29 protein-coding genes and 1 pseudogene are annotated in these 24,237 nt (G+C 66.2%); 27 read left to right on the forward strand and 3 right to left on the reverse strand.

Annotated elements, in window-relative coordinates; all coding sequences use genetic code 11:
* The first annotated feature begins 345 nt into the window (after window positions 1-345).
* From QAD21_RS25080 to QAD21_RS25210, 27 genes are all read left to right on the forward strand, one after another.
* On the forward strand, window positions 346-822 hold the full coding sequence (locus QAD21_RS25080; RefSeq protein WP_280362279.1) for a hypothetical protein: 477 nt from the start codon (window positions 346-348) through the stop codon (window positions 820-822).
* 63 nt (window positions 823-885) lie between these two features.
* Window positions 886-1,131: a glutaredoxin-like protein NrdH gene (gene nrdH, locus QAD21_RS25085; RefSeq protein ID WP_280362280.1), complete on the forward strand. Its 246-nt coding sequence runs from the start codon at window positions 886-888 to the stop codon at window positions 1,129-1,131.
* Window positions 1,132-1,626: 495 nt separating this feature from the next.
* Window positions 1,627-2,328 carry a ParA family protein gene (locus QAD21_RS25090; RefSeq protein ID WP_280362282.1) on the forward strand — a complete coding sequence of 234 codons (702 nt, stop codon included), beginning with the start codon at window positions 1,627-1,629 and terminating at the stop codon, window positions 2,326-2,328.
* Window positions 2,328-3,194 (forward strand): ParB/RepB/Spo0J family partition protein, encoded by an 867-nt coding sequence (locus tag QAD21_RS25095; protein WP_280362284.1) that lies wholly within the window; start codon window positions 2,328-2,330, stop codon window positions 3,192-3,194. The genes QAD21_RS25090 and QAD21_RS25095 overlap by 1 nt, the downstream gene beginning before the upstream one ends.
* Window positions 3,195-3,285: 91 nt before the next feature.
* Window positions 3,286-4,971 (forward strand): hypothetical protein, encoded by a 1,686-nt coding sequence (locus tag QAD21_RS25100; protein WP_280362286.1) that lies wholly within the window; start codon window positions 3,286-3,288, stop codon window positions 4,969-4,971.
* Window positions 4,971-5,747, forward strand: a complete 777-nt coding sequence (locus QAD21_RS25105) for a hypothetical protein (protein WP_280362288.1) — start codon at window positions 4,971-4,973, stop codon at window positions 5,745-5,747. The genes QAD21_RS25100 and QAD21_RS25105 overlap by 1 nt, the downstream gene beginning before the upstream one ends.
* A 229-nt stretch (window positions 5,748-5,976) precedes the next feature.
* Window positions 5,977-7,893, forward strand: coding sequence for a cutinase family protein (locus tag QAD21_RS25110; RefSeq protein WP_280362290.1), 1,917 nt, complete (start codon window positions 5,977-5,979; stop codon window positions 7,891-7,893).
* A gap of 22 nt (window positions 7,894-7,915) precedes the next feature.
* Window positions 7,916-8,578, forward strand: coding sequence for a hypothetical protein (locus QAD21_RS25115; protein ID WP_280362292.1), 663 nt, complete (start codon window positions 7,916-7,918; stop codon window positions 8,576-8,578).
* 30 nt (window positions 8,579-8,608) lie between these two features.
* Complete coding sequence (locus QAD21_RS25120) at window positions 8,609-9,001, forward strand: hypothetical protein (RefSeq protein ID WP_280362294.1); 393 nt, start codon at window positions 8,609-8,611, stop codon at window positions 8,999-9,001.
* Entirely contained in the window at window positions 8,998-9,792 is a 795-nt protein-coding gene (locus tag QAD21_RS25125) for an HNH endonuclease family protein (protein ID WP_280362296.1), read from the forward strand. Before QAD21_RS25120 ends, QAD21_RS25125 begins: the two co-directional genes overlap by 4 nt.
* A gap of 43 nt (window positions 9,793-9,835) precedes the next feature.
* Window positions 9,836-10,129, forward strand: coding sequence for a hypothetical protein (locus QAD21_RS25130; RefSeq protein WP_280362298.1), 294 nt, complete (start codon window positions 9,836-9,838; stop codon window positions 10,127-10,129).
* Between the two features lie 223 nt (window positions 10,130-10,352).
* Window positions 10,353-10,523 carry a hypothetical protein gene (locus tag QAD21_RS25135; RefSeq protein ID WP_280362300.1) on the forward strand — a complete coding sequence of 57 codons (171 nt, stop codon included), beginning with the start codon at window positions 10,353-10,355 and terminating at the stop codon, window positions 10,521-10,523.
* Window positions 10,520-11,191, forward strand: a complete 672-nt coding sequence (locus QAD21_RS25140) for a hypothetical protein (RefSeq protein WP_280362302.1) — start codon at window positions 10,520-10,522, stop codon at window positions 11,189-11,191. The genes QAD21_RS25135 and QAD21_RS25140 overlap by 4 nt, the downstream gene beginning before the upstream one ends.
* Complete coding sequence (locus tag QAD21_RS25145) at window positions 11,188-11,505, forward strand: hypothetical protein (protein WP_280362304.1); 318 nt, start codon at window positions 11,188-11,190, stop codon at window positions 11,503-11,505. The genes QAD21_RS25140 and QAD21_RS25145 overlap by 4 nt, the downstream gene beginning before the upstream one ends.
* 12 nt (window positions 11,506-11,517) lie before the next feature.
* Window positions 11,518-11,766 (forward strand): hypothetical protein, encoded by a 249-nt coding sequence (locus tag QAD21_RS25150; RefSeq protein ID WP_280362306.1) that lies wholly within the window; start codon window positions 11,518-11,520, stop codon window positions 11,764-11,766.
* Between the two features lie 208 nt (window positions 11,767-11,974).
* The gene (locus QAD21_RS25155) at window positions 11,975-12,535 is read left to right on the forward strand and encodes a hypothetical protein (RefSeq protein WP_280362308.1); all 561 of its coding nucleotides are present in this window, start codon (window positions 11,975-11,977) and stop codon (window positions 12,533-12,535) included.
* Between the two features lie 29 nt (window positions 12,536-12,564).
* Window positions 12,565-12,975: a hypothetical protein gene (locus QAD21_RS25160; protein ID WP_280362350.1), complete on the forward strand. Its 411-nt coding sequence runs from the start codon at window positions 12,565-12,567 to the stop codon at window positions 12,973-12,975.
* Complete coding sequence (locus QAD21_RS25165) at window positions 12,975-13,835, forward strand: hypothetical protein (protein ID WP_280362309.1); 861 nt, start codon at window positions 12,975-12,977, stop codon at window positions 13,833-13,835. The genes QAD21_RS25160 and QAD21_RS25165 overlap by 1 nt, the downstream gene beginning before the upstream one ends.
* Entirely contained in the window at window positions 13,835-14,320 is a 486-nt protein-coding gene (locus QAD21_RS25170) for a hypothetical protein (RefSeq protein ID WP_280362311.1), read from the forward strand. The genes QAD21_RS25165 and QAD21_RS25170 overlap by 1 nt, the downstream gene beginning before the upstream one ends.
* Window positions 14,313-14,657 carry a hypothetical protein gene (locus QAD21_RS25175; RefSeq protein ID WP_280362313.1) on the forward strand — a complete coding sequence of 115 codons (345 nt, stop codon included), beginning with the start codon at window positions 14,313-14,315 and terminating at the stop codon, window positions 14,655-14,657. Before QAD21_RS25170 ends, QAD21_RS25175 begins: the two co-directional genes overlap by 8 nt.
* Complete coding sequence (locus QAD21_RS25180) at window positions 14,654-15,400, forward strand: hypothetical protein (RefSeq protein ID WP_280362314.1); 747 nt, start codon at window positions 14,654-14,656, stop codon at window positions 15,398-15,400. The genes QAD21_RS25175 and QAD21_RS25180 overlap by 4 nt, the downstream gene beginning before the upstream one ends.
* Before the next feature lie 273 nt (window positions 15,401-15,673).
* Window positions 15,674-16,849 carry a hypothetical protein gene (locus tag QAD21_RS25185; protein ID WP_280362316.1) on the forward strand — a complete coding sequence of 392 codons (1,176 nt, stop codon included), beginning with the start codon at window positions 15,674-15,676 and terminating at the stop codon, window positions 16,847-16,849.
* Window positions 16,850-16,909: 60 nt separating this feature from the next.
* Window positions 16,910-17,653 carry a hypothetical protein gene (locus tag QAD21_RS25190; protein WP_280362318.1) on the forward strand — a complete coding sequence of 248 codons (744 nt, stop codon included), beginning with the start codon at window positions 16,910-16,912 and terminating at the stop codon, window positions 17,651-17,653.
* Window positions 17,654-17,658: 5 nt separating this feature from the next.
* On the forward strand, window positions 17,659-18,666 hold the full coding sequence (locus tag QAD21_RS25195) for a hypothetical protein (protein WP_280362320.1): 1,008 nt from the start codon (window positions 17,659-17,661) through the stop codon (window positions 18,664-18,666).
* A 2-nt stretch (window positions 18,667-18,668) separates the two neighbouring features.
* Window positions 18,669-18,896 carry a hypothetical protein gene (locus QAD21_RS25200; protein ID WP_280362321.1) on the forward strand — a complete coding sequence of 76 codons (228 nt, stop codon included), beginning with the start codon at window positions 18,669-18,671 and terminating at the stop codon, window positions 18,894-18,896.
* A 20-nt stretch (window positions 18,897-18,916) separates the two neighbouring features.
* A complete protein-coding gene (locus tag QAD21_RS25205; protein ID WP_280362323.1) occupies window positions 18,917-19,726 on the forward strand; it encodes a phosphoadenosine phosphosulfate reductase family protein in 810 nt (269 codons plus the stop codon).
* Window positions 19,727-19,873: 147 nt separating this feature from the next.
* Window positions 19,874-20,548, forward strand: coding sequence for a hypothetical protein (locus tag QAD21_RS25210; RefSeq protein WP_280362324.1), 675 nt, complete (start codon window positions 19,874-19,876; stop codon window positions 20,546-20,548).
* Here QAD21_RS25210 and QAD21_RS25215 read toward each other — a convergent pair.
* The 3 genes and pseudogenes from QAD21_RS25215 to QAD21_RS25225 form a co-directional block, all read right to left on the reverse strand.
* The gene (locus tag QAD21_RS25215) at window positions 20,527-21,435 is read right to left on the reverse strand and encodes a DNA methyltransferase (RefSeq protein WP_280362326.1); all 909 of its coding nucleotides are present in this window, start codon (window positions 21,433-21,435) and stop codon (window positions 20,527-20,529) included. The two genes, QAD21_RS25210 and QAD21_RS25215, sit on opposite strands and share 22 nt — an antisense overlap.
* A 264-nt stretch (window positions 21,436-21,699) precedes the next feature.
* Window positions 21,700-22,951 (reverse strand): annotated as a pseudogene (locus QAD21_RS25220) (IS110 family transposase).
* A gap of 75 nt (window positions 22,952-23,026) precedes the next feature.
* On the reverse strand, window positions 23,027-24,013 hold the full coding sequence (locus QAD21_RS25225; RefSeq protein ID WP_280362328.1) for an AbiV family abortive infection protein: 987 nt from the start codon (window positions 24,011-24,013) through the stop codon (window positions 23,027-23,029).
* Window positions 24,014-24,237 lie beyond the last annotated feature (224 nt).

Raw genomic sequence — 24,237 nt, forward strand, 5'->3', positions numbered from 1 at the left:
TGGCCTGCTCGTCGACGTGGCCTATGGGCAGCGGCTCACCGGGATCGAGATTATGGCCGCCCGCGCCCACCACGGCGGCACGCAGCTGCGCGTGGCCTCGCAGATCTCGCTCACCATGCCTAAGGACGCCGTCGCCGCTGTTGCCGCCGCCGAGCCGACACCCGCACCCGCACCCGCACCCGACCAGACATCACAGACGACGGGCCAGGGCCGCCGCCAGCAGCCGAAGGGTTGCCCACCCCTATCCCGTCAGGGGTCAAGTAGAGCTTTTTCTCTTTCTAGAAGTTCTACTTCTTCAAGAGAAAAACGGACATTTCCGTCGAAGAGCCCTGCGCAGGTCGATCGTTGCCGATTCAGAGACTCGCAGCGGGGATCGTGGCCCGCTGCCGCGGGCTCGACCCCGATACTGACGCACTCGCCTCACCCCGCAGGGTCGTACCGCAGTCGTGGCGTCGCCCGGACTTCCAGCGCAAACACCACCTCGGCCGGATCTGCGACGTTCTCACCGACGCCGGCATTGACCCGTCCACCTGGACACCGGCCGCGGTAGTCGCACGACTCAACGACCACGGCCGCAACGCCAACCTGAGCTGGCCGAACACCATCGACAACCCCGCGGCCTACCTGCGGTGGCGCCTTGGACAGATCGACTGGGCCACACCGAGTCCTGCCCCCTCCCAGAACCCACGAGCCGACGGGAACGGTCACCGACCCCCTGTCGCCCACCGACCCGCAGTCGACAGTGCACTACGCGCCCGCGCCTACGAGATCGCGGCCGCCGCCTGCGGATGGAACAAACCTGCGGGAGGCGCCAACGAGTAGCCGCCCTTCCCCCAGCGTCACCACGCAGATCCCGATCGACAGCCAAACACAAGGAGCATCAAAATGACCATCACCGTCTACACCAAACCAGCCTGTGTCCAGTGCAACGCCACCTACAAGGCTCTCGACAAGCAAGGCCTCACCTACAAGGTCATCGACATCACCGAAGACGCCCAGGCGCGGGACTTCGTGGTGCAACTGGGCTACCAACAAGCCCCGGTCGTCGTGGCCGGCAGTGACCATTGGTCCGGGTTCCGCCCTGACCGGATCAAAGCGTTGCGCCACGACCTGTTTGCGGTTTCTGCATGAGCACCTACCGGCCTCACGCGCAGATAGACTGCACGGGTCATGGAACGGTATCTATCTCTGAGCGAGTTCGCAGCGAGGGCGAACCTATCTGTGAACACGCTCAAGAGTTACGACCGCAAGAGAATGCTTCCCGCCTACGACGCACTCACCGGCTCGACGAGAGGTTGGAAGGAAGCGACCGTGAACGAGTGGATTCGCGACCGACAGCCGGTTCCGGACGGCGAGTCTTTACCGCGGTAAGACTCGCCGTCCCGGCCTGTCGCCTTGGCGAGGACACCTCCTCCGGTGGAATATAGCCGTGGGCCCCTATGCGGGCGCGCTTCGAGAGATCCCCCATCACATCTCACCGGTAGGGACTCGCTCCCTGTATTGAAATACACCCGAGAGGGTGTATCCTGTAACCCGAGGCGCTACCGTCTTTACCGCGGTAAAGACCGAACCGCCCTCGCCCACCGAAGTAGTCAATCGACGAAGCACACGGAGGCTCACCCCAGAATGACCGTCTACACCTTCATCAACCAGAAAGGTGGCGTGGGAAAGTCCACCGCCACAGTCAACTGTGCCGCAGTCACCGCCGATGTGATCAACGACCCCACATCAACATCCCAAGAAGAGGACTCCCCCGTCCTCGCCGTCTCCACGGACCCTCAAGGTTCGGCTGTGTGGTGGGCAGACAGGGTCGACGACCTCCCCTTCCGTATCACCCAGGTCGATGGCAATCCCGAGCTACTGCGTGCACTCGGCGACTTGCCCGGCGTCGAGCACGTGTTCGTGGACACCCCAGGCTGGCTAGGCGATGACCCTGGGACGACCGAGAACGGAAACACGGGGCTGGTCCTGGATGCTTTACTCTCGGCTACAGACCTTGCGGTAGTGCCGCTCACTCCAGAAGTGCTTGCGTTCGATCCCACAGCTCGAACGATCGAGAAGGTGCTCAAGCCTCGCGGGGTGGCTTTCAAAGTCGTGATCAACAACTGGGATCCACGAGATGGCCGAGCAGACCTAGAGGAAACGCAGCAGTTTGCGCGATCGATGGGCTGGCCGTTGGCGAACACTGTCATACGCCGGTACAAGCTCCACACTCGCGCCGCCGCGGACGGCAAGGTCGTCACTGAATACCCGACGAACAGGGTGGCACTACAGGCCAGAGAAGACTTCCAGCGACTGTGCCTCGAACTCAATGTGGGGGCCCGCTGATGGCGCGCAAGAATGGCGGACGAGTTGACCTGAGTTCGCTCGCATCCTCAGTAGGCGTCAACTCGACTGTGGACCCCACCGCTGCGGTCGACGGCATCTATCGCTCGAACGTCCGCCTTGACGAACTAGCGCCAAACCCTCGTAACCCGCGGTCCGATCTGGGGGATCTCGCCGATTTGGAGAGTATTCGCGATCGTCAGCTCCAGCCGGCGACCGCGATCTCTCGATCCGCCTGGCTCAGGTTGTATCCGGAAGATCAGAGCGCGATCAGCGACGCGCAGTACGTGATCGTCAATGGGTGCCGACGTCTCGCCGCGGCTCGACAGTTCGGGCGCGAAGGCCTCGACATGGTGATTCGTGACGGGCTGGCAGCGGATAAGGCGACGCTGCTGTGGGCCGCGATTGCTGAGAACCTGGAACGCCAGGACTTCGACGTCATCGAAGAAGCGAACGCGGTGGAGGCGATGGTCGCCGAGCTGGGAAGCGCCAAAGCGGCTGCCGAGCGTCTCAACCGCACGGAGGGGTGGGTGTCGCAGCGCCGCACCCTCCTCCAGCTGGACCCGGAACTCCAAGCGAAGTTACGGAGTGGAGAACTCGCGGTGCGGCATGCACGCACTCTCGCGAAGGTCCCGATGGAGGAGCAGGTCGCCGCCTGGCAGGCGGCAAGCGAGAAGCGTGAAAAGTCAACAGACACAGGGGAGGAGGGCGGTAAGCAGGCCCGAACGCCGGAACACTCCTCTGCTGCAATGAAGCGTGCTTTGAAGAGGTTCAAGGCCGAGCCAAGCACCGTAGCGATTGCAATCCGCGAGGTCTGGCCGCCCGAAGATATCGACGCACTCATCGAACAGCTCCAAGACCGTAGCTGAGGCGTTCTTTACCGCGGTAAAGCGACCAAGTCGGTTTACCGCGGTAAAGAGAGCTAAGCAGGAGCGACTATGCGAACGCAGAGGTGACCCCTTGAGTGGCAAAACGGCCGACGATCACGCGATGATCGTCACCTCCACAAAGGTTCTGTCCCCGTCGGGGATCGTGTTGGTAGACAAGCCTGTTGATTCGGTCGACAAGCTCCTCAAGGTGTTGGAGTGGCGTCAGCGTCGGCAGCCGTTGTCTCCGGCGGGGTTGCCGGCGCAGGTGTGGGTGATCGACGCTGCGTGCGCACAGCTCGGCTGGGGCCCGGACGATGTCGACCCGGGCGACGAGGCGGATTACTCCGATGAGGAGCTGCGCGAAGGCCGGATGAAGACCGACGTGATCGCGCGCCTGGATGACGCCACCCGCGAGCTACTCGGCCCCTTCCTGACCCCGCAGGGTGAGGACGGATGGCATCTGTACCAGCCGGGGGAGGAGATCGGCTACCGCCTGCACCTGTCTCACACCGCAGGGAACCGCAAGCTGATGGTCGATGTGATCCTCGAGGGCTGGGCGTGGACTGCACGCATCAACCACGACCGCATGGGCATCCTTGGCTCCGAAACCGCAGGCACGCTCATCGATTTCGATGACGAGATGGACACCGCCCGGGAGCTGGCCCGACGGTTGTGCTGGCATGTCGAGAACCTCGGCGTCCTGCCTGGGATCACTCCCGCACGTACCGGGGCGGTGATCCTCGACCGGATCTTCCGGGACCGCCGCAAAACCGGTCGCGGCACCATCGTCGATGCGCCAGTCCCGTTGCCGCCCATCGATATCACAGATGCCGACGAACTCGAACCGGTCATCGTGTGGTCGCGCGGCTGGATCGACACCGAAGAACTCGACGCCGCCGATGAGCTGGTGACGATCGACCAACGCGCCTCGTATCTGGCCAGCGCCGGCATGATCAACCTGGGATACGGCGAACTCGTCCACCACAGCACCGGCGCCGACGAACTCGCCCACACCAGTAGCCCTCTTCCGTTCGGTGTTTGGCAGATCACGCTGCCGGCCGCCGACACCCTCGCCCTACCGGACAAGCTGCCGCTCCCGCATCCGCGGATGCGCACCGACCGGCCCGTGACGACCTGGGTGACTACCGAAACGATCATCAGCCTGACTGCACCCATTCCAGATGGGGGAGCGGGCCTCGACATCGCCGATCTGGCGATCGCCGAGGCCTGGACCACCAGCGACCAGGGGCAGGTGCTCAAGCGGTGGAAGGAACTGCTCGCTGCCGCCCGCAAAGCCGCTGTGGAGGCCGATGACCCAATCCTCAAATCGATGGTCACCGACATCTACAAGGGCTACCTCGGTCGCATCGCCGGGGACCGCAACTGGGATTCCCACATGCGCCACCACTACCAGCCGATCTGGGCCGCGGCCATCAAAGCTCACGCCCGCCACCGATCCCGCGCCAAAGCCATGAAACTCGCACGCGAACACAACATCTGGCCCATCAAAGGCCTCACCGACGCCTGGACCTACCTCACCGCGGGTGCCGGCCTCGCCGACGAACTGACCTACCTCGGCAAGTTCGTGGTCGAGAAGCGGCGCCCACTCGACGACAACGTCATCCTCGCTCTGCTCTCAGCAACTACACCCACGGAGGTTCGCAAGGCGATCAGCACCGCCTACACTGCCTCCGGCCTGCCAGACGACGATGACTCCGCCACAACCGATCTCACATCCGAGAATGACACGGCCACCACCGCGGAGGTGGTGAGCTGATGGCCCAGTTCCGGCCGCGCCGTCGCGAACGCCGCGACGAGCCCACCGCCACCACTACCGCGGCCGCCGGCCGGCAGGTCTCCGTCGCAGCCGGGACCGCGGCTGATCTCGCACGGGCCGATGCGGGTCTGGTGGGGGAGCGCACCCCTACCGACCACCTCGGCACTATCGGCTACGACGCCGCCTGCAAAGCCGCCCAGGACGCCGGCCGCCGCCCACCCTCGCGGCGCACCTTCCGCCGCTGGAAACAACAGGGCCGCATCCCCGATGACCGCACCGCCGACCTCGTCGCTCGCCGCGCCGAGATCACCCGCATGGGCGGTGTTGACGGAGCCGCACGACAACTCGGCCGCTCACCGAGTGCCGTCTACGACTGGCGGGCCGGACGCACCAAGAGTCTGCGGCCCGACGCTCAAGGCCGCCTCGTCGATGCACAGGTCGCCCAACGCCTCGTCGACAGCGGCGTCGACGTCTCCCGCATGCGACCGACCATCCACTTCACCGCCGACGTCCACGCCCGCACCGACGGCGGCAACTACGACTACCGCATGGCCAAATCCTTCGACTTCGGCGGCCCCCAAGGCCTCGACCACACCCAGATGAGCCGCCAACAAATCTCCGCCCTCGGCGACGCCCTGGCCCGTGACGACCACGCCCGCGTCGCGGCCATCCTCGAAGAACACGCCTCGATCAACTTCGCCGCCTTCGACGACTTCGACGACGACACCGGATTCCACTTCGACGGCGTCCGCGACTTCCGCATCGACTGGAACTGACCCCTAGTCGTGCGTTGAATACCGAAAAATCCGAGTGACACTCGCTGTATAGGGCGATCGGCGCGTTACGTGCCGATCCGGACAGCAAGGGGTCACGAGGGTGGGAGTCAGTCTCCGACAACGGTTCACAAAGGTTGTCTCGGCGGGTGCTGTCGTCGCGGCGGTCGCGGGTTCGTCCCTGGTGACTGTGCCGGCCGCGTCTGCTGCTCCGGCGGCTGGGTGTGCGCCGGTGACGATCGTGATGATGGCCGGGACAGGGGAGACCCACGCCGCGGCGAACCCGAACCAGCCGGTGGGGATGCTCAAAGGCGTCACCGACCGCGTGAAAGCCTCTGTCGGCGACAACGTGTCGGTGATCTTCCCGGCCTACTCGGCGTCGGCATTCAACAAGGGACTCAACTACGTTCAGTCCAAACAGACCGGCATCGACTCGCTCAAACACACCCTGACCAGCCAGGTCAGTCAGTGCCCCACCACCCAAATCGTGCTCGGCGGATACAGCCAGGGCGCTGATGCCGCCGGTGACGTGGCCTCGGACATCGGCAACAACCGCGGCCCGATCGAGGCTGAGAAGGTCCTGGCGGTCGCGCTGTTGGCTGATCCCGGCCGCGGCACACCCGGTGAAGCGCTCGTGGGTCCCAACGCCAATAGTGGTGTGGGAATGGGCGGTAACCGTCCCGGCGGGATGGGATCACTGTCCGGGCGGGTCGCGACGATCTGTGACACCGGCACCAAGACCACGCCCGGTGACATGTACTGCAACCTCGACCGGCAGAAGTACCCCCTGGTCTCGAGCATCTCGCAGATGCTGGCCACCACGCCGGCCGAAGCCGGGGTCAAACAGCAGAACGAACGCCAGATGGCCGGTCTGCCCGGCGCCACGGGTGTGTCACCGACCGGGCAGCAGTCGCCGTCGCAGCTGACCTCGGCGATGACCACCGACTGGTCGAGTGCAGATCTGGGGCAGCTCGGCTCGAATGTGTCCACCCTGGCCCAATCGCTGGCCAACACCCCCAGTGGGGGACGGGCTGTCGACCTGGGCCAGATCGCCACCACCGCATCCTCGGTGAGCAACACCCTGCAACCGTTGCAGCAGCTCATCGGCTCGGGAACCGTCGACACGACCACCACCAAAGACCTGTCCGCGGCGCCGGCGGGTTCACCCGATCGCGCCGCGCTGACCGTCCTCAACAACGCGAACAAGGCCGACCTGTCTGGAGCGGTGACGACCTCCCAGCAGCTCGCCACGACTGCGGGCACCCTGGCCCAGCAGTCCGGGTCGGGCAGCCTCGATCCCGCACAGGCTCAACAGCTGTCGTCGCTGTCGAACCAGCTGGGCCAACAGACCGCCCCGCTGACCGCCACCCCCGCACCGACCATGGCCACCGCCTCCAACGTCCTGAGTGTCCTGGCGCCACAGAAGGTGATCGAACAAGTCCTCAACGTCGTTGTGGGACTGGGGTCGACGAACTGGATCGGCATGATCAACGGGCTGAGCATGACCGTGCAACGCGCGGTCGCCCTCGACGTGCCCGGGGTGCGCAAGAGTGCCCAGGAGATCAACGAAGCGATCGCCCCGCTGGTGAAGATGGCCGCCCAGGTCGATTTCAAATGGATCGCCAGCATCCTGCGGATGATCCCTGATCCGTCGGGGTACACCCAGATCGCCGCGACCGTCCTGGATTTCGTAGGCAACCTCGACATCATCCGGCTGGTCAACAACGTCCAGCGCATCGAGGGCATTGCTTTCGACGTCCTCGAGCAACGCAACCTCGTACGGTTGGCCGACCTCGTGCCGGTCGGCCTCGATCTGGCGACCGTGGCGTCCGGAGTCCTCAACGGCGGCACCAAAACCCCCGCCTCGGGGTATCAGCCCAACCTCGTCGCCGGTACGACTCTGTCCAACCAGGTCGCAGGCGCGGACTTCCTGGGCCTGACCAACTCCATGATCCAGCTCGTGTCCTCTGAGGACGCCAACAACCTCGCCGGGCTTGTCGACGCCGGTATCGAGGTGTCGCAGTTCGTCGGCGGCGCCACCCGCAACCACGTCGCCTACGGCAACTACAAAGTCGACAACTCCGGGCGCTCAGCCATCGAATGGCTCGCCGAGTGGATCACCCTCAAAGTCCAACGCGTACAAGTCTGACCGCTGCTGAAACGAGAACCTGATGTCCATCGAACGCACCCACCGTGACGACCACGTAGCGGACCCCACCACCACCCAGTCCTGGCGACGCCGCATTGGCGTAGGAGCCACGGCGGCGGTGCTCGGTGGGCTGGTCGTGGCCACCACAGTCGGCCTGGCCCACGCCGACGAGACCACCACACCGAGCACAAGCGCCAGCAGCTCGACGACCGCCGACGTCTCGACGGTGATCGCCGAGGCCTCCACCGACAAGATTGGCCTGGTCTCGATCTCCCAGGTCGCCGCCACCGGCGGGCTAGTGCCCAACGCGGTCATCCACATCGAGCGTCGAGACGACGCCGCCGCGCCCTCGACGGACGCATCGTCGAGCACCGAACAGACACCAAGCACTGCCACAACAACGTCCCCGCAGATCCCCACACCCGCCGAGGGTGGGGGAGCAGGCAGCACGCTCGCCTTCCCCGTCGGCGCCAGCCTCGACGTCATCACCGCCAACACCCCGATCGCCCTCGCCCTGCCCGAAGGCGTCTACACCCTCACCCACCTCGGCACCGCCGGCACCGATGAGACCGGGCCGTCGGCGTCCCCGGTCACGGTGCGCATCACCGCCGGCGCCCACGCCGCCGGCGCGCTCCGCGAACAACCCACCAGCAACACATCGACCACACCCGTCCCCAGCAACTGACCCCCGACACCACACCACCTGGAGTTCGCCATGACCACCGACCCGGACAGCCCCGACCGGCACAACATCGCCGGTCTGTCTGCGTGGCTCGATGCCGCGATCGCGGTGGTCGTCACCGCCGCCGGGCTGGTCGGGTTCGCCGCGGTGTCGTGGACCCAGCCCTTGGACAGCGCCATCGCGCTGGTGCTGATCGGCGTCGGCGCAGCGGTGGCGGCGTTGTTCGTTGTCGCGGTGGGCTGGAATAGGCCCGCACTACTGCGCCCGTCCACGGTATGGCTGGCCACCCTCGCGGTGTGGGCCAACGCCCTCGTGGTGGTGTCGCCGGCGCTCTACATCGGCACCGTCGTCGTGATGTGCGCCCTGGCCGCCACACAGGCCGTGCTGCGACGCCAACTCCTGCGACCGGTGGTGGTGGCGCGATGATGATCGTGCGCCGTCTGGTGGCGCTGCTCGTGGGCGCGGTCGTTGTTGTAGGTCTCGGGGTTGCCGGCGGGATGATCCGTACAGAGTCCACCGACGCCGCCAAACAGACGATCACCTCCTGGATCGACGAGACCGCCGCCGACCACATCACCCCGGTGACCGCCCAGCCGGTCACCGGCACACCCCGGGGCACAGTCGACGGCGCCGCTGATGAGGTCAGTCAACTCCTGGCCCGCGTGCGGGTGGTGTCGGGGCTTCCCGACAGGCCCGGGTACGAAAGGTCCTGCCGCAGAGGCAAAGCGTGCGTGTTCGGTCCGGCCTGGACTGACGATTCGGATGCGGCGATGTCGCACAACGGATGCGACACCCGCAACGACATCCTGCGGACCCAACTCGACGCCGTGCAGCTCGACCCGAAAACCCGCGGCTGCACGGTCCTCTCCGGTGTCCTGGACCCCGACCCCTACACCGGTGCAGTCCTCCCGTTCCGTAAAGGCACCACCAGCAGCGACATCGAGATCGACCACGTGTTCCCGCTCGAGGCGGCCTGGCATGCCGGTGCCCACGACTGGCCGCTGGCCAAGCGGGTCACCTTCGCCAACGATCCCGCCAACCTCCTCGCCGCCGATGGCTCGGCCAACAGCGCCAAAGGCTCCAAAACCATCGCCGAATGGTTGCCACCCAACCGCGCCTACGTGTGCACCTACATCGCCACCTACCTGCGCGTCGCCGCGGACTACCAGCTGCCCATCACCACCGCCGACCACGCTGTCGCGGACCGAACCTGTTGACCCCCAGCAGGACAGACGAAATTCACGACACTGAGGAGACCCCATGACCACCACCCGTACCCCGTTGCGGCGCGCCGCGGCCGCAGCGCTGTTGGCCGGTTCGATCGCCACCGGCCTCGGCCTCGCCGCCGCACCCGCGTCGGCTGCGGTCACCCCGATCGGCACCGTCGACGGTCACCGGGCGTTCGGGATCGGACCCCATTCGAGCGCCGAGCAGTGCGCCCCGACCGCCAACCGACTCACCAGCTTCGGCGCCAAGAAGTTCGGTCCCCGGTTCGGGACCTGCTACCGCGCCGGCAACGGCCAATGGTGGGCCATCAGCCCCTGGTCGGCATAACCCCACAGAAACCCCTCCGGTCCGCGACAAGGTCTGCCCCCAAACCAGGTCGACGCGGAACGGAGACGAGGAAGCTCGGGTGGCTCCCGCGCCGCCCTGGAATCGACGACAGGACGGGCCCGTCCGCCAACCGGACCCGCACTGTGCACCCGTCGCAGGACGAGCGGCGGGAGCCACCCGAGCCCCACACGCAACCGGCGACCCCCTGGGAGGGCGACACCTGATGACCACCACCGCTGATCACAGTGTGCTGGCTGAACTGCTCGACCTGCCCGACGGTCACGAAGTCGACCTCGACGGCCTGGCCCGCGAACTCGCCGACGCCGGAATCGACATCGCGGATCCGGACAACACCGACCGCATCCTCACCCTCGTGGAGGTTCACCAGCGATGACCGCCTCACCCCGCGAACCCAGTCCCGGGTCTCGGCCGGTCGCCTACTCCGAACTCCCACAACAGGACCCGACCACCCGACATCAGCCGCCGACCGCTGCGTTCGACGAACCCGCCCCATATCCGGCCAGTGCCTCACCGGCGAGCCCGCCATGGCTGACCCCCGAGCCGGAACCAGAACCGCCGGTACGGCCCGGTCTGTTCGTCGGCCACCCGGCCAGCTTCGCCGCCGGCGTCGCGGTCACCGCGGTAGCGGTCGCGCTTACCGTCTGGCTCACGGTATGCTGCGCCAACTCCGTACTCGCCCAGATCGACCCCGCCAGCGTCTGGTCCCGTCTGCCGATACCCGTTGGTGAAGCGATCGGCTGGTCGGTGGCCGGGGTCCTCGCCGCGGCCGGTCTGCTCCTGGGCTTGATGGCCACTGTTGAACCACCCCGCACCTACTACCGGTGGATGGTGGTGCTACTCACCGGCGTTGCGATGGCAACGGTGTACACCGCCAGCGGTGCCGTGCACTGGCAGCATGCGATCGCACCCCTGGTCGTGGTGCTTGTCGCGGCAATCGCCATCTCCGTCGGCATCGGATTGGTCGGCTCCGACCGCGCTCTGCGGTCGGTCAACCAGCGCACGCCCCTCACGCCCACACCGCGCTGGCAGGATCACCGATGACGACCGCGGCGTCGCTGGACGCACTCGAGTGCCGCGCCGATGAACTGACCGTCGGCGACATCCTCATCGACGGCCCGCAGCCGGCACACGTCACCGCCATCCACACACTCACCGACACCGCCACCGGCGCGGGATATGTACGCATCACCGCCCGCCACTACGACGTCTACGGCGACACCGACGCATTCACCATCACCGAACGAACCACCACCGTGCGCCTGATCGCCCTGCACGACGACGGCAGCGACGTCGACATCGACGCCGATGACTACCTCGACGTCGATACCTGCGGCGTTGCTTTCCCGCCACGATGAAGGACCCCACCCATGGCTGATGTTGTTGACCTCGCCGCCCGACGGGCGGCAACACACGCAACTCGTAGCGGCGGCGAGGTGTTGGGGTGCAACAACTGTGGGGGTGCGTGGTTCGAGTTGGATGCCCGCGACGCCGGGCTTGACCGCGACGCCGGCGCGGTCACCTTGTCCGCGGACGGGACAGTGACCGGGTGGTGCGGCACCCCACGATGTCTGGACTGCGGCGAGTTGGTTGCTGCGCTACGCATCGCGCCTCACTAGAATGTCCGGTACTTCTCACATATCAGGTTCGCCCGCAGTATCGCGTTCCCGACAGGCCCGGCAGACGAGAAGGTCCCAGACCCGCTCTGCTGCCGGGTCTCCCGCGTTCACGGCCTGGACCGCCGCCGGCCGACCGACCCCACCCACCGTCGAGCTGCCCGGCCCGAGGCTGTGGTGCTGCTGCTGCGGGACCACCGACCTACCGCTGGTGGCCGCTCTGACGGTGGTCTCCCGCAAGTTCACCGACGCCGAATCCTGGGTGTACGGAGGGGACTGGTTGTGCGCCGCCTGCGGATGGGCCTACAGCACAGCCGAACTGCGCCGCACCGTCTACCTCGTCGACCAACATCACCCCGCCCACACCATCGTTGAGCGCACCGAGCTGGGGGAGCTGCTGGCCGCCGGCCCACTACCGGTCGACCAGATGGCGGTGGTGCCGGTCCGTGGTCGCCGCCACATCCTCCCGACCGCACGATGGGGGCATGTCTGCACCGACGACACAGCGGTTCGGTGGGATGATGCCGCGGTGGCGTTGTTGACCGACCTGCGATGGATACGCACCCTGCCCGGGGTACGCGCAGCGATGCTCACCGACCCCGCTCCACCCATAGCAGTGATGCGCGCTCTGCCGGCCGACCAGTGGCCTCAGCTGCTCACCGCCTGGGACGCCTTGTCGGTGTGGCGCACCCACCCTGGGGCGTGGTGGGACGGCGCGATCGCCCTGTCCACACCGGTCGCTCCTGCCGTGACGGCGAGGCGGGCAGGGTGAGCACCACCGACGAGGGGTCGACGCCGACCATGCGATGGCGGGCCGCGGTCCCGGAACTGCCCGCGCTCACCGACCCGGCCGCGATCTGCGCCGAACGGCTGCTGCTGCTGGTGCACTACGACCTGGATTGGGACTCCTGGATCGGCGATCACCGCCACCGCTACTGGGACGAGCTGCTCCCGGCGCGGGTGCGGGCGGCGACCTACCGCGCCGACAGCCTGCCCACCTGGTGGTCTCTGCTGGCCCAAGCGCTCCCCATCACGGTCCCCGACCGCGGCCGCCGGCTCGAGGTCGCCCAGCTCCTCACCGAGCCGTCGGCGCCGGTGCTCAATCTGCTTCGCGATCAACTACCTGCCCTGATCCTGCGCGTGCGGATCATCGCCGAAACCGTCGCCGACAATCGCCGCGCAGCCGCCGAATCCGCGGGAGGGAAGGGCTGATGGGGGAACCGTTGATCAGCGCGGTATTCGATCTCGACATCACCGCCACGACGTCGATCGTGCACCGCGACGACACCCGCAACAACTCGTCGATCCAGAGCCTGTTCCGCCGCGAGAAAGTCCTGACCCCGACCGGGGAGGTGGCGGTGGTGCCGATCATCTCAGGCAACGCCTGGCGCGGCATTCTGCGACGCACCGGCGAAACACTCCTCGCCGAAGTCCTCGACTACGACGGACAACTCACCCCCGCGGCCGCGCACCTGCTGCGTAACGGCGGGTTCCTGCGCAAATCGACTCGCGAGATGACCCCCGAACAAGAGCGCGAGTTGAAGACGTTGGTGCCGCTGATCGGGCTGTTCGGCGGCGCCGGGAACGCGCGGGTCATGTCCGGGAAACTGGTGGTGTCCAAGGTCGTTCCGGTCACCGCCGACACCCTGCACCTACTCCCCACGGCACCACCGGGTGGTCCGATACCGCGGTCGGTGCACACCGTCCTCGGGCAGGAATCCACCAGTCACAGCAACGACCTGTCCGACACCAACCCCGCCGCCGACGGTGAGACCGGTGAGGGATTCAGCCCGATCCGTCTCGACACCGAGACCCTCATCGCCGGCACCCGCCTGTCCGGACAGATCCGCCTCACCCACGCCAGCTCGGTGGAGTACGCGCTACTGGCCGACATCCTCGAGCACTTCGCCACCCGCGGCCACCTCGGCGGCCGCACCGGCGCTGGCCACGGCCGCATCCACGCCACCCTCACCCAGACCATTGCCGCCGGCGCGCCCGCCGAATCCGATTGGCGCACCATCATCGCCGCCGGCCGTGATGCCGCGATCACCGCCCTCAACACCCTCACCTGATGCCGATGCCCACACACGCGCTCTCCCACCCCGCCGACGACGAGCTGCCGTTCACCGAGCTGCTCGAGGCACTGTTCACTCACCTACCCGGTCTGACACCGGGAACGCGGCTCACCGGCGACGAAGTATGCCGGCGCGCCCACCGATCACACCCTGGACAGCTACAACCCCCGGCACTGAGCTCGCTCCGTCACGGCCGCGTCCAGTCGCCCAGCCTGACGACCGTGGCCGCCCTCGCCGCCGGATTTGACGTTGACATCGCGTTCTTCACCACCAACTTCCACCACCGTCACCACCACGAGACGATGGCACAGCGAGTCCTCCTGGCCCGGATCAGCCGACGCCACTATCGTCTTGCCGCCGCCGTGTGCGCTCTCCCGCCCAGCAACCGAGAAGCTGCGTTCGTCCTCATCGGCATCCTGGAGGCTCAGGAAGCGGCGAAGGCCGGTTATTCCCTCAATTCGGTGTGGGGCCAGCATGGCTGACAGACACGTCGATCCGGAGGATGGAGAGGAGTCCAGTCCAGGACCGGCGCACGCACTATGGATACTGGCCGGGATCATTGTGGTCAGCATCGCGATCGCGGTACCGGTGGCCGCCGCTCTCGCCTGGCCGCTCATCTATCTGTCCGAGTCCGTGCTGCACCTGGGGTGCACGCCGAACACCATTGACGGCCAGCAGGTGTGGGTCTGCCCCGATCGGATTGGATACGCCATACCGGGGATAGCCCTGGTCGCGCTACTGACCATCCTCGGCACCGCAATCGGCGTCTTTGTGCTTCGCGACCAACTCTCGGCCCACCGCCGGCACCCGCGAACATGACCACCACGAGCCAGACCGGAATGGTGCCGCTACGGGTGACCGCCGACCTGCCGCACGGGGTGTGTGTCGGCACCCCGTGGGGGATCAGCCTCGACGGCCTGTTGGCCTCGGTGCTCTGGCACCGCCGCAAAGCCGCCGCTGCCGGCCGCGGTGAGGTCCTCACCTACGACCCCCTCGCGGTGCCGGAAGACATGGAGCTGCCCCTGGCCCGCTGCGAGGTCGGGCAGCCGTGGCACTGGATGTGCACCTTCGCCCACACCACCCCCGCCACCCCACAACCGGAGCCGCGGATGAGATCGAGCCGCACCGATCACGCTGATCTGCAACGCCTCTCACCCTCTGTGCCCTCCACGGTCTCCGATACGCGCGGGCACTACCGCAAACGCCTGATCCCCGCCGTCGCGACAATCACTGCGACGGCGACGTGGCGGGCTGTCGGCGACCCCGAGAAGATCGCCGAGCTGCTCGCCGAGGTCACCGAGATCGGCAAGTACCGCACCAGCGGCGAAGGCCGCGTCAGCTCCTGGACCGTCGAATCGGCACCCAGCGACGACGTCTGGTCCGCTGGCCACGAACACCACCCCGGGGTCCTGGGTCGCAGCACCCCGGCACCTTGCGTCGCCGACCGCCCAGACATCGCCCACGGTGGACGCGCGAGGGTCGCGGTCCGTGCCCCGTACGCCCACCCCAGCCGCCACGCGATCGCCGCGTACCTGCCCGCACCCGACGAGGCGCAGCGGTGACCCACGTGCGGGGCCGCCGAGCCGCGCGCACTGCGGTGATCGCGGCGCGCGCTGTCCTCGCCGCCGGCGTAGCCGGTTGCGGGTCGGACTGGGAAGTTCGACCCCGCCACCGAATCAGTTGAGGAGGCGCCATCGCCCGGCGTTCCCGGCGCACATGCTGGGTCGTCCCCGTGTTCTGCGGCGTGTGGTGGAGACGCCACGCTGCGCGGCCTGGTCAGTGGTTCGTGAGACTCTCTGTTCGGACCATTGAGCGCGAGAGAGGGGGTGCGGCCCGTGACGGAGAACGATGGCACGGTCCCGGCGAGGAGGGACCCGGCGGCGGTAGGTGGCGGTGAGCCCGCTGACCGGCTGCGTTGGGGCTGGGTCGTTGTCGTGGTCGCGGTCGGGCTGGGTATCGCCGCGGTGGCGTGTGCGCTACCGCTGATGTTCGGTAAGGAGTTCGGGACGTGGCAGGGCATCTTGGCCAGCACGCTCGCAGCTGGCGGCATGAACGTTCTTCTGGCGGCGGCGCTGATATGGATCGAACGCAAGATCGTCCAGCGTGTTCGTGTCGCCGCGTCGGAGAGTGCCACGGCAGCTGTCGAAGAGGGGACCAGAGATCTACGGGAAAACGCCGAGCACCTCACCCAACGTCTCGACGAGATCGACGATCAGCTGAACCAGCGTCACGATCGACAGCAATCCCACCGCGCCGAGATACTCGACGAGCTGGCAGAAAGGCCGAGCTGGGACGTGTTGGCGTCCGCGATTCGCGAAGCCGACAGACTCAACGCTGTTGTAGGCAGTGAGATCACCGCACCGCTCACCGGAGACATTGCCGCGCACGTGCCACGGATCACGGTGCAACTGGCGGTTATGAGCGAAACCAACCATGGCAGCTCATTCGGCGCCGGCGGTTGGGTGGAAGACATCCTCCAGGTGGAGGTTTCGGCCGGCGGGAAGTCGGCGTTGGTGACGTGGAGGGAGGGAGAATCCGCCGGGGAGATGCTCGGTGCGCTGGCCGATAAGCTGACTCGCGAAGGCATGAACAGCACGAGGTCCAGCGTTGTCGCATCGACAGTGTTTCCTAGTCTGAAAACCGCTCTGGAACAAGCCATTACGACTAGGGCAGACCACGATCCGTGGTTCACCGGGAGGATGATCGAGCGCATCGACGATGATTGGGTGGTCACCGACCGCGGTCTAGAATCGCGGTCATTCCAGCTCGCCTTGGAGCTTGACGAGAGCCCAAGCCGCGTTGCCTACGGAGTCGCGGGCGTAGGAGGAGAAGACCCCGCTCTGCCCGACCGCCGGCGGGCGTCGACCCCGGTTTATGGGAGGTCGCGGTCTCTCGGACCCGCCACCATAGCCGTGCGAGGAAGTTCGCCAGGATCATGGGTCCGCGTGACATCTTTTGACCCCATCCGCCGATTGGCACTCGAAGCGACGAGGGTAGGTGGCGTAGAGTGAAGCCGCAGATGGATGAGACACAAGGGTCTCTGGTCCACGCACAGGTGAAAGGACGCGTCGATGACGGCGCTAATGATGAGCACAGTTGATGCAGCACACGCGCGGTGCGCCCGCCTGGCGGTGGGCTTGCGTGAAGCCGATCTCGAGCAGCTCGCCGGTATGCCGGCGGGCAGCGTTGCCGGGTGGGAGTCGGGACGACTCCCGGTCCCCGACACCGTTGATGGGCTGCTCGTCGAGATCACCGCGGCCGCGGCCGCCGAGACGGTCCGCCTGATCGAAGTCGCCGCCACCACGGGGACGATTACCACGTTCGCCGGCAACGACGTCGTCGCCGCCCGCACCGGTGGGCGTATCCGCCTCGAAGGAGTACATCGGGTGTGCGTCGGCCGTGCGGCGATGGCGGTGCCGACGGCGACGGTCGTGCGCCGCGACGTCGACGGCACCGAACGTCAGGCGTGGCTGCTGTGCGTGACCGCAGCCTGCGGGATCGGGCTGGGGCAGATGCAGCGCTGGTTCGATGTTCGCAAACGCGGCGTGCAGTACTGGATGTTCGGCGACCGTCCCGCGCCGGCGTCGGTGCTTGCCGACATCGCCGAGATCGCCGTAGTGGTGCGCGCGCACATCGATGAACTCGCCGCCGACATCGATCCGGACGACCCGATCGTGTGGGTGTGTGCCACCGATGAGCAGATGGATCGCCAGTGGCCGGCGCGCGAGCAGCTTCCGTTGCCTACCCACCAGGTGTGCGCCGCACGCGCCGCGGCCGGCGTTGACGGCGCGCGGCTGGTGTTTCTGCCAAGCTGAATGGTGTGAGTTCCACGCGGACGGCCTACACCGGGCACGGGGTGATCGACCTCGAGGCCGGGCCGGTCGACGATGCGGCGATCAAGTCCGCCGGCCTGGTGGCCGAGAAGTTCTACGACGCGATGGAACAGACCCGCATCGGCGCCGACCTGTCTGATCGGGTCCTCGAGGACGACACCTCCCGCAACCGTGCGGCCCGCGACCGCGATCGCGCGTTCCCCCGTGACACCTCGACCGTCGATGATGACCGCAAACGCCGGCGGCTACCGGCTCGCGGGGAGTTCCGCGGCGATCTGTCCTCGCGGCAACGCAAAGACCGTTCAGCGGCCAAACGGCGCGTTCATGAGACCGCCCCGCAGAGCCAGATACGTGAGATGAGTTGGGCGGTCCGTGATCCGCAGCGGTGGAAGCATCTGAACTCGTCGCTGCGTGCAGCGACCGGTGATGCCCAACAGTTGCCCGAGCGTGATCGCCGCTCGGTGCAACGCCTGGACCGGCTGATCCAAAGCTACGAACGCGACAGCGGCCGTGGGCATGTGGTGTACGCGGTCGTCGAGCTACCCACCGACAACCCGGTCACCCGCCGCCGGGATGTGCCGGCCACGTTGCAGCCCGGGGCGCGGATCTCGTTCGACCAGTACACGATGGCCACCCACACCCTGCACGAAGCTGCTGCAGTGGCTGACCGCCGCCGCGCCGAAGGCGGCGGCTCAGGTGCGTCGACGGTGATCCTGGAGATCGAAACATCCCGAGGCATGTACCTAGGCCGATCAGACAGCGTCAACGACACCAGCCACATCCTTCCCCGCGGACTGGGGATGCGGGTGGCCGGCATCGACGAGCACGCCGACTATGCCCGCCCCGGAGGTCACGACTCCACCCTGGTCGTACAGCTGCGCGACACCCCACGCGATCCCGACTACCAACCACCGATCACCGGCCGCCGACTGTTCTCCGACCGCCGAGCTGCCGCCGCCGCGCGTGCAGCGGCCCGAGACACCAAGGAGCCCTGACCATGTCTGCAACCCGCCCACCCAAAGACCTCCCCCCGATCCCACCGCGAAAGAAGAAGGGCGAGCCCCTGGGGCGTGGCCGGTGGAACGATGTGCTGATCGTGCACGACGACATCCGCTTCGGTATCAACAGCTTCCGCTCGGTCGAGCCCGGCGACCCCAACGCCGACAACGAAACCCCTGAGGTGCCGCACATCAACACCGCCGCCTCCCGCCGCCGCAAGCGGTAACAGGAGGGCCAGCAGTACCGATGCCCGGCGGCGACGGTCTCGACCCCGGATTGGACCTCACCGCGCTGCGGGCGGTCCGCGGCCGACGTTCCGACGGTGCCGCGGTGCTCGCCCAGATCGCCGACTATCGCGATCGTCACGGCGGGATGTGGGTGGCCTGGTCGGGTGGCAAGGACAGCACCGTGGTGGTCGATCTGGCTCGCCGCGTGGACCCGGCGGTGCCGGTGGTGTTCTACGACTGCGGCCTCGACTTCCCCGAAACCCGCACCTACCTCGCCGATCTCGCCGCCGCGTGGGAGCTGAATCTGCACGTGGTGCCGACCGAACCCGATCTGCTCACCCTGCTCATCGCGGCCGGCGACCTCGACCCGACCGCGCCGACCCGGCACCTCGAGGTGGACATGCGCCAGGCAATGATCACCGCGCCGGCTGCCCGTGCGCATGCCGTGTTCGGGCCGGCCAACCTGTGGGGTGTTCGCGCCGACGAATCCGCCGGCCGCCGCCACCTCTACCGCACCCAGGCCGCCCGCCACAGCGGCGACGTACCTCGCGGTATGGTGCACCGAAGCGACGGCACCAGCAGCTTCGGGCCTATCTGGAACTGGAGCACCGAACAGGTGTGGCAGTACAGCGCCGCTCGCAACATCCCGCCGAACCCGCTCTACGCCACACTCGCATCCCTCGGCGCCGATACCCACACCGCCAGGGTCAACGCCATGATCGACCCCTCCCGCCTGGACAACGGCCACATCGCCCGCCTCGCCGCCGGTTGGCCCGACATCTACCACCGACTTGTCGAGGTGCTGCCGAGGCTGGCCGACTACCGATAAGCGCGCAACGCGGCATGCGTGGTTATCCGTAAGTGCGGTTCTTCCGCTTCTCAATGAGGTGCTTCTATCAACTCCGCAAGCGGCGCGCGATGGCTACAGCGGGATGGGGGATCGGTATCCGTCGGGGTGCTGTGGCAGCCAGGAGTCGTGTCCGAGGCTGATAGCCTGCGGGCTGTGGTGGAGGTCAAGCGAGCTGAAGTGCACGAGTCGTGTTTCAATGCGGCGGCCGAGTATCCGTACTCGTTGCGGCGAATGGATTTTGTGTCTGCGATGCAGGACGTCTACGACTTCTTTGCTGATGTGAACGAAAACCTCACAGCGAAGGGTCTGCAGCGGCTTGATGAGATGCTGAGGCCTGCCGCGATGTCGGGCATGTTGTCGGACATGATCACTGACAGTGTGGCGAACCACTCACGGGGTCTGACCTCGAACTTGTTTCACAATGGGCACCCGGATTTGATCGTCAAGGGCCGATACCCACAGGACGGAGTTAAGGCCGGCGAGGAGGGCGTCGAGATCAAAGCTACGCGCAGTCGGGGTGGCGCTGTTGACATGCATGGTGCCCGCAATCAGACGCTCTGTGTGTGGGTGTACGAGGTCGACAACGACCGTAGCAAGTCGGTATACGAGCGTGAGCCGCTCAGGTTCCGCGAAATCTACTTGGGCGAAGTGACTGTCGACGACTTCCGCCGAAACAATCGAGGCGCGTTGGGAACTCCTACCTCGACATTACATCGAGAGGGCATTAAGAAGTTCCGTCAAAGCTGGGTCTACCTCGATACCGGAAGCGGTGAGGGCGGTCATTCAGCTTGGCGGGTTTGAGCCGATCGGGTCGCAAACTGCGCGAGCTTTGGGATCGCTGACTTGGCCACCTTGAAGTAGTGCGGATCGCGCTCGAGGCCGATGGATTCGTACCCGATGTGCTCGGCGGCGGCCAGGGTCGACCCGGAGCCTGCAAAGGGGTCGAGTACGACACCCTCGCCCATCGGCAGCGACGCTCGGACGATCGTCCGGAGGAACGACTGTGGTTTGAGTGAGGGGTGTTGGGCGAGATCTCGTTCATTCTGCCGCGTGGGGTGGGACAGGATGAGGTCCCCGAAGGGTTGCTCTTCCGAGATACGGCGTAGCCCACCGGTTTTGAACTTGCGCAGGTTATCCGCGACTGTCTTGCATTCGATCGGCCGGCGGTAGAGCAACCAGGGTTCCCACTGCGATCGGGGCATGACCGATACGTCAGGGAACTCGTCGTGCGCGTTCTTGGGTCGGTCGCCACCCCGCATGGTCATGACCGCCCGTACGATCTCGCCGCGCCGTTCCAGACCAGCGTGACCCAGTGCCGCAGAGATATAGGGAGACACGAGCGGGTTGGCCGCGACCATAACGTGCGCACCGGGGACGAGGGCGGGCAGAAGCGCCTCTCCCCATGCTTGGAAGAACTCGGAAAGCTGCTCCAGGTCGGACTTCGTCATGGTGGTGAAGCGCGGGAGCGGCGAACGCTGGTGGCCATCAAACGATGGTGGGATTCTCCACACTCCGCCTTTGCCGGCGCGCAGTTTGGCTTGTTGGGCGTCGGTGTACTCGTGCAAGCCGTACGGAGGGTCTGTGACCACCGCGTGAATCGACTTCTCTGCCCGGCCTTTCAGCCATGTCAGGCAATCGGTGCGGATAAGCTCAGCGCGTCCGTAGGTGAACGGCTTCGGCGGAGTCACCGTGTTACTCGCTTCTTCCTGTACGACCCCCGGCCGTGGCGTTCGAAGGTGCCCGGGGTGTTGAGGCGGAGGTAGGACCTGACCGATGATCGCGCGACCTCGCGCCCGACACTCTTCTCGACAGCGGCATGGATCTCGCCGACCGTCATAGGCTCGGAAGTCGTGAAGCTGTTGAGGATTGCATCGCGCACCACGCCTGGCCTCTCGCTCATGCGCCTGAATCTAGACGTCTAGACGTCGTATGTAAAGTCGCCTGGCGGGAACTCAGGCTGCGTGTTCTTGTTCATCCGCGCCGGGCTCGACGTGGTGACCGCATGGGAGGCGTGGCGGTGGTGGGGGTTCGTCGTAGACGGAGTTGTTGGCCAGCATCGCGTAGAGGACATTCGATCGGCGGCGTGCGAGGCAGATGAGCGCGGCGTGATGGGTCTTGCCCTCAGCTCGTTTGCGTTCGTAGTTCTCCCTGCTCACCGGGCGTCTCAAGGACGCGAACGCGGCGAGATACATAGCTCTTTTGAGCCGCATGTTTGCCGGTGCTCTGGTGGTGTTCGCCCCTGATGGAGGTGCCTGAGCGCCGCGTCCGAGGTGCGATGCCGGCGTAAACGGCGAGCTGGCCGGGTTTGTCGAAGCGTCTGATGTCTCCGATCTCGACGAGGATCGTCGCAGCAGTCCGGGGACCGACGCCGGGAAGCGAGGAGACTACCTCGCCGTGGGGGTGACGGTCGAGTTCGTTTTCGAATTGTGCGCTGAGGTCGGCTCTGGCGTTGCGGACGTCGAGGAGTTGTTGGGCGAGGGTCGATATGACGTAATCGGCTTTCGCGGCTCCGGGCACGACGACCGACTGCTCAGCGAGTGCTTCGGTGATCGTGGTGACGACTGCGTCTCCGACGCGTGGCGCGTAGTGTCGCGCTGCCTTGCGCAATGCTGCGGGTCGAGCGTTTGATAGCCCCTGTGGTCCGCCGAACTTCGCGAGAAGTCCAGGTCCGACGGGCCGGTGAAGGTGCTTTCCGATAGCACGTTCCAGGGCGGGGTGCAGGGATAGCAGTAGCGAGCGCAGTCGGTTGATCAGGCGGTTCTCTTCGGCCGCGAGGTCAGCGTCAAACCCGGTGAGAATGCGCAGGCCTTCGACGATCTCGTTGCTCGCGTCAACGGGAAGCAATGTGTCGGGCAGAGTGCGTGCTGCATCGGCGATGATGTATGAATCGCGTGCGTCGGTTTTCGCGGAGCCCGGGTACAGGTCCGCTATCCTGCGCATACGTAGCCCGGGAAGATAGGCGAGGTCCAGCTCGCAGTCTCGGGCTACCGCTAATGGTAGCGCGCCGATGTTGCGCGGCTGGTCTACGACCACGAGCACGGAACCGAATTTGCCCAACGCGCCGAACAGCTCTCGGAGCTTTGTCTCGTCTTGCGGCAGTTCACGGCTTAGTATCCGCGAGCCGTCTGGGCGCAGCGCAATGGCGTGATGAGTGAATTTGCCGACATCAATGCCGCAGTAGACATCGTAGTTGTCGTATCGCATGACTACTCCTCCCGGTCGGGGCGTGAAATCGTAGCCGCGGCATCGGTTCCCGGCACACACGTTATGAGATCCAGATCAGGGCCTGAACCACGCTTCTATCAGCGATGAACCGACGCCAGACCACCCCGGTCGCGACACCTCGCGAGACCTGACAGGGTCAGTGGGCTGTGAGCCATGCCGGAGTAGCTGGCTGACACCAGTGATAACACCGGGGTCCGACAAGAAGATAACGGTGTTGGCTGTCACCTCGCGCACCTTGAAATCCAGTGTGGTCAAGGGGAAGAGCCAGTAGTTGACGGCCACTCGGTGCTGCTCGGTGGGTGCCGTGGAGGTGTCCAGAAACGCTGTGACGATCTCGGAGTTGATCGCGCGGGCATCTTTCCAGCGGATCTCGCGCGGAGGCTCCTCGAGGGCGCGCGCTTCCCACCAACTGGTCCAGGCGGCCTTCGTCGCTTCGACCCCCGCGAGTGAGGTGACGCCAATCGCGTCGAGGGCGAGCAGAAGAGTGACCGCCCGTGAGGGACGCTGGGACATGGACGTCGTCTCGGCGTAGACCGAGTGGCGAGGGGACTGCCAGCGCAGCTCGAAACGGTTCTCACTATCGGCGACGAGATCAACGTAGAGCGACGATTCCCGGTGGTGGTCAAGTTCGTTGTACATGATCCAGTCGACGTCGTTCGGACCGTCGAGATAGCGTCTGTCGCGGTAGGAGTCGACGTGTCGCTGCGCTTCGACGAGGTCATCCAGCCTGGCCTCGTACGCCGCAACGTAGATCGCTCGGGCCCGGTGGTCGTAGAACCGACGCTGTAGCGCTGCCAGCCTGTCGTTGGCGATCTTCTCGGCCCGAACGATGTCGAACAGCATCATCGCCAACCCCGCCTGTTCATCAGCCAGAAGCTCGATCACCTTGGCCGACCGGTGCCGGCCGGACTCCCGCAGCAACGCGGCGTCGGCGGTCAGGACCGCGACGTGCTCGGCGATCGCGGGCAGACCCTCGGCGATGACGGGCGTGCGGGCAGCTCCGGAGATGTTGAATAGTTGTACGAGGGCACGTGGTTCCACCTGGTCATTGTGCCGGGTCGGGCGGTTGCGGGGACAGCGACTTTTGGTGGGTCCTGTGAGGGCCGGCGAATCCCAGGGGCCTGGCCGTACCGGGCGGCCCCGGTATGAGGTTAGACCGTCGTATTACGTTGTGGCGGTGGTGGTTTGCTGTCGGTGGTGTGGGTTAGTGTGTGGATCAGTTCCGGTGAGACATAAGGGTCTCGCCGGAGCCTCGATCCGAAGGA

It is taken from the genome of Gordonia sp. SMJS1, assembly GCF_029866425.1.
Lineage (GTDB): Bacteria > Actinomycetota > Actinomycetes > Mycobacteriales > Mycobacteriaceae > Gordonia > Gordonia hongkongensis.

Excerpts from the sequence above, each read along its gene's own strand:
- nrdH (WP_280362280.1), top strand. The coding sequence starts at position 886 with ATGACCATCACCGTCTACACCAAACCAGCCTGTGTCCAGTGCAACGCC.
- QAD21_RS25090 (WP_280362282.1), top strand. The coding sequence starts at position 1,627 with ATGACCGTCTACACCTTCATCAACCAGAAAGGTGGCGTGGGAAAGTCC.
- QAD21_RS25095 (WP_280362284.1), top strand. The coding sequence starts at position 2,328 with ATGGCGCGCAAGAATGGCGGACGAGTTGACCTGAGTTCGCTCGCATCC.
- QAD21_RS25105 (WP_280362288.1), top strand. The coding sequence starts at position 4,971 with ATGGCCCAGTTCCGGCCGCGCCGTCGCGAACGCCGCGACGAGCCCACC.
- QAD21_RS25115 (WP_280362292.1), top strand. The coding sequence starts at position 7,916 with ATGTCCATCGAACGCACCCACCGTGACGACCACGTAGCGGACCCCACC.
- QAD21_RS25120 (WP_280362294.1), top strand. The coding sequence starts at position 8,609 with ATGACCACCGACCCGGACAGCCCCGACCGGCACAACATCGCCGGTCTG.
- QAD21_RS25125 (WP_280362296.1), top strand. The coding sequence starts at position 8,998 with ATGATGATCGTGCGCCGTCTGGTGGCGCTGCTCGTGGGCGCGGTCGTT.
- QAD21_RS25130 (WP_280362298.1), top strand. The coding sequence starts at position 9,836 with ATGACCACCACCCGTACCCCGTTGCGGCGCGCCGCGGCCGCAGCGCTG.
- QAD21_RS25135 (WP_280362300.1), top strand. The coding sequence starts at position 10,353 with ATGACCACCACCGCTGATCACAGTGTGCTGGCTGAACTGCTCGACCTG.
- QAD21_RS25140 (WP_280362302.1), top strand. The coding sequence starts at position 10,520 with ATGACCGCCTCACCCCGCGAACCCAGTCCCGGGTCTCGGCCGGTCGCC.
- QAD21_RS25145 (WP_280362304.1), top strand. The coding sequence starts at position 11,188 with ATGACGACCGCGGCGTCGCTGGACGCACTCGAGTGCCGCGCCGATGAA.
- QAD21_RS25150 (WP_280362306.1), top strand. The coding sequence starts at position 11,518 with ATGGCTGATGTTGTTGACCTCGCCGCCCGACGGGCGGCAACACACGCA.
- QAD21_RS25160 (WP_280362350.1), top strand. The coding sequence starts at position 12,565 with ATGCGATGGCGGGCCGCGGTCCCGGAACTGCCCGCGCTCACCGACCCG.
- QAD21_RS25165 (WP_280362309.1), top strand. The coding sequence starts at position 12,975 with ATGGGGGAACCGTTGATCAGCGCGGTATTCGATCTCGACATCACCGCC.
- QAD21_RS25170 (WP_280362311.1), top strand. The coding sequence starts at position 13,835 with ATGCCGATGCCCACACACGCGCTCTCCCACCCCGCCGACGACGAGCTG.
- QAD21_RS25175 (WP_280362313.1), top strand. The coding sequence starts at position 14,313 with ATGGCTGACAGACACGTCGATCCGGAGGATGGAGAGGAGTCCAGTCCA.
- QAD21_RS25180 (WP_280362314.1), top strand. The coding sequence starts at position 14,654 with ATGACCACCACGAGCCAGACCGGAATGGTGCCGCTACGGGTGACCGCC.
- QAD21_RS25190 (WP_280362318.1), top strand. The coding sequence starts at position 16,910 with ATGACGGCGCTAATGATGAGCACAGTTGATGCAGCACACGCGCGGTGC.
- QAD21_RS25200 (WP_280362321.1), top strand. The coding sequence starts at position 18,669 with ATGTCTGCAACCCGCCCACCCAAAGACCTCCCCCCGATCCCACCGCGA.
- QAD21_RS25205 (WP_280362323.1), top strand. The coding sequence starts at position 18,917 with ATGCCCGGCGGCGACGGTCTCGACCCCGGATTGGACCTCACCGCGCTG.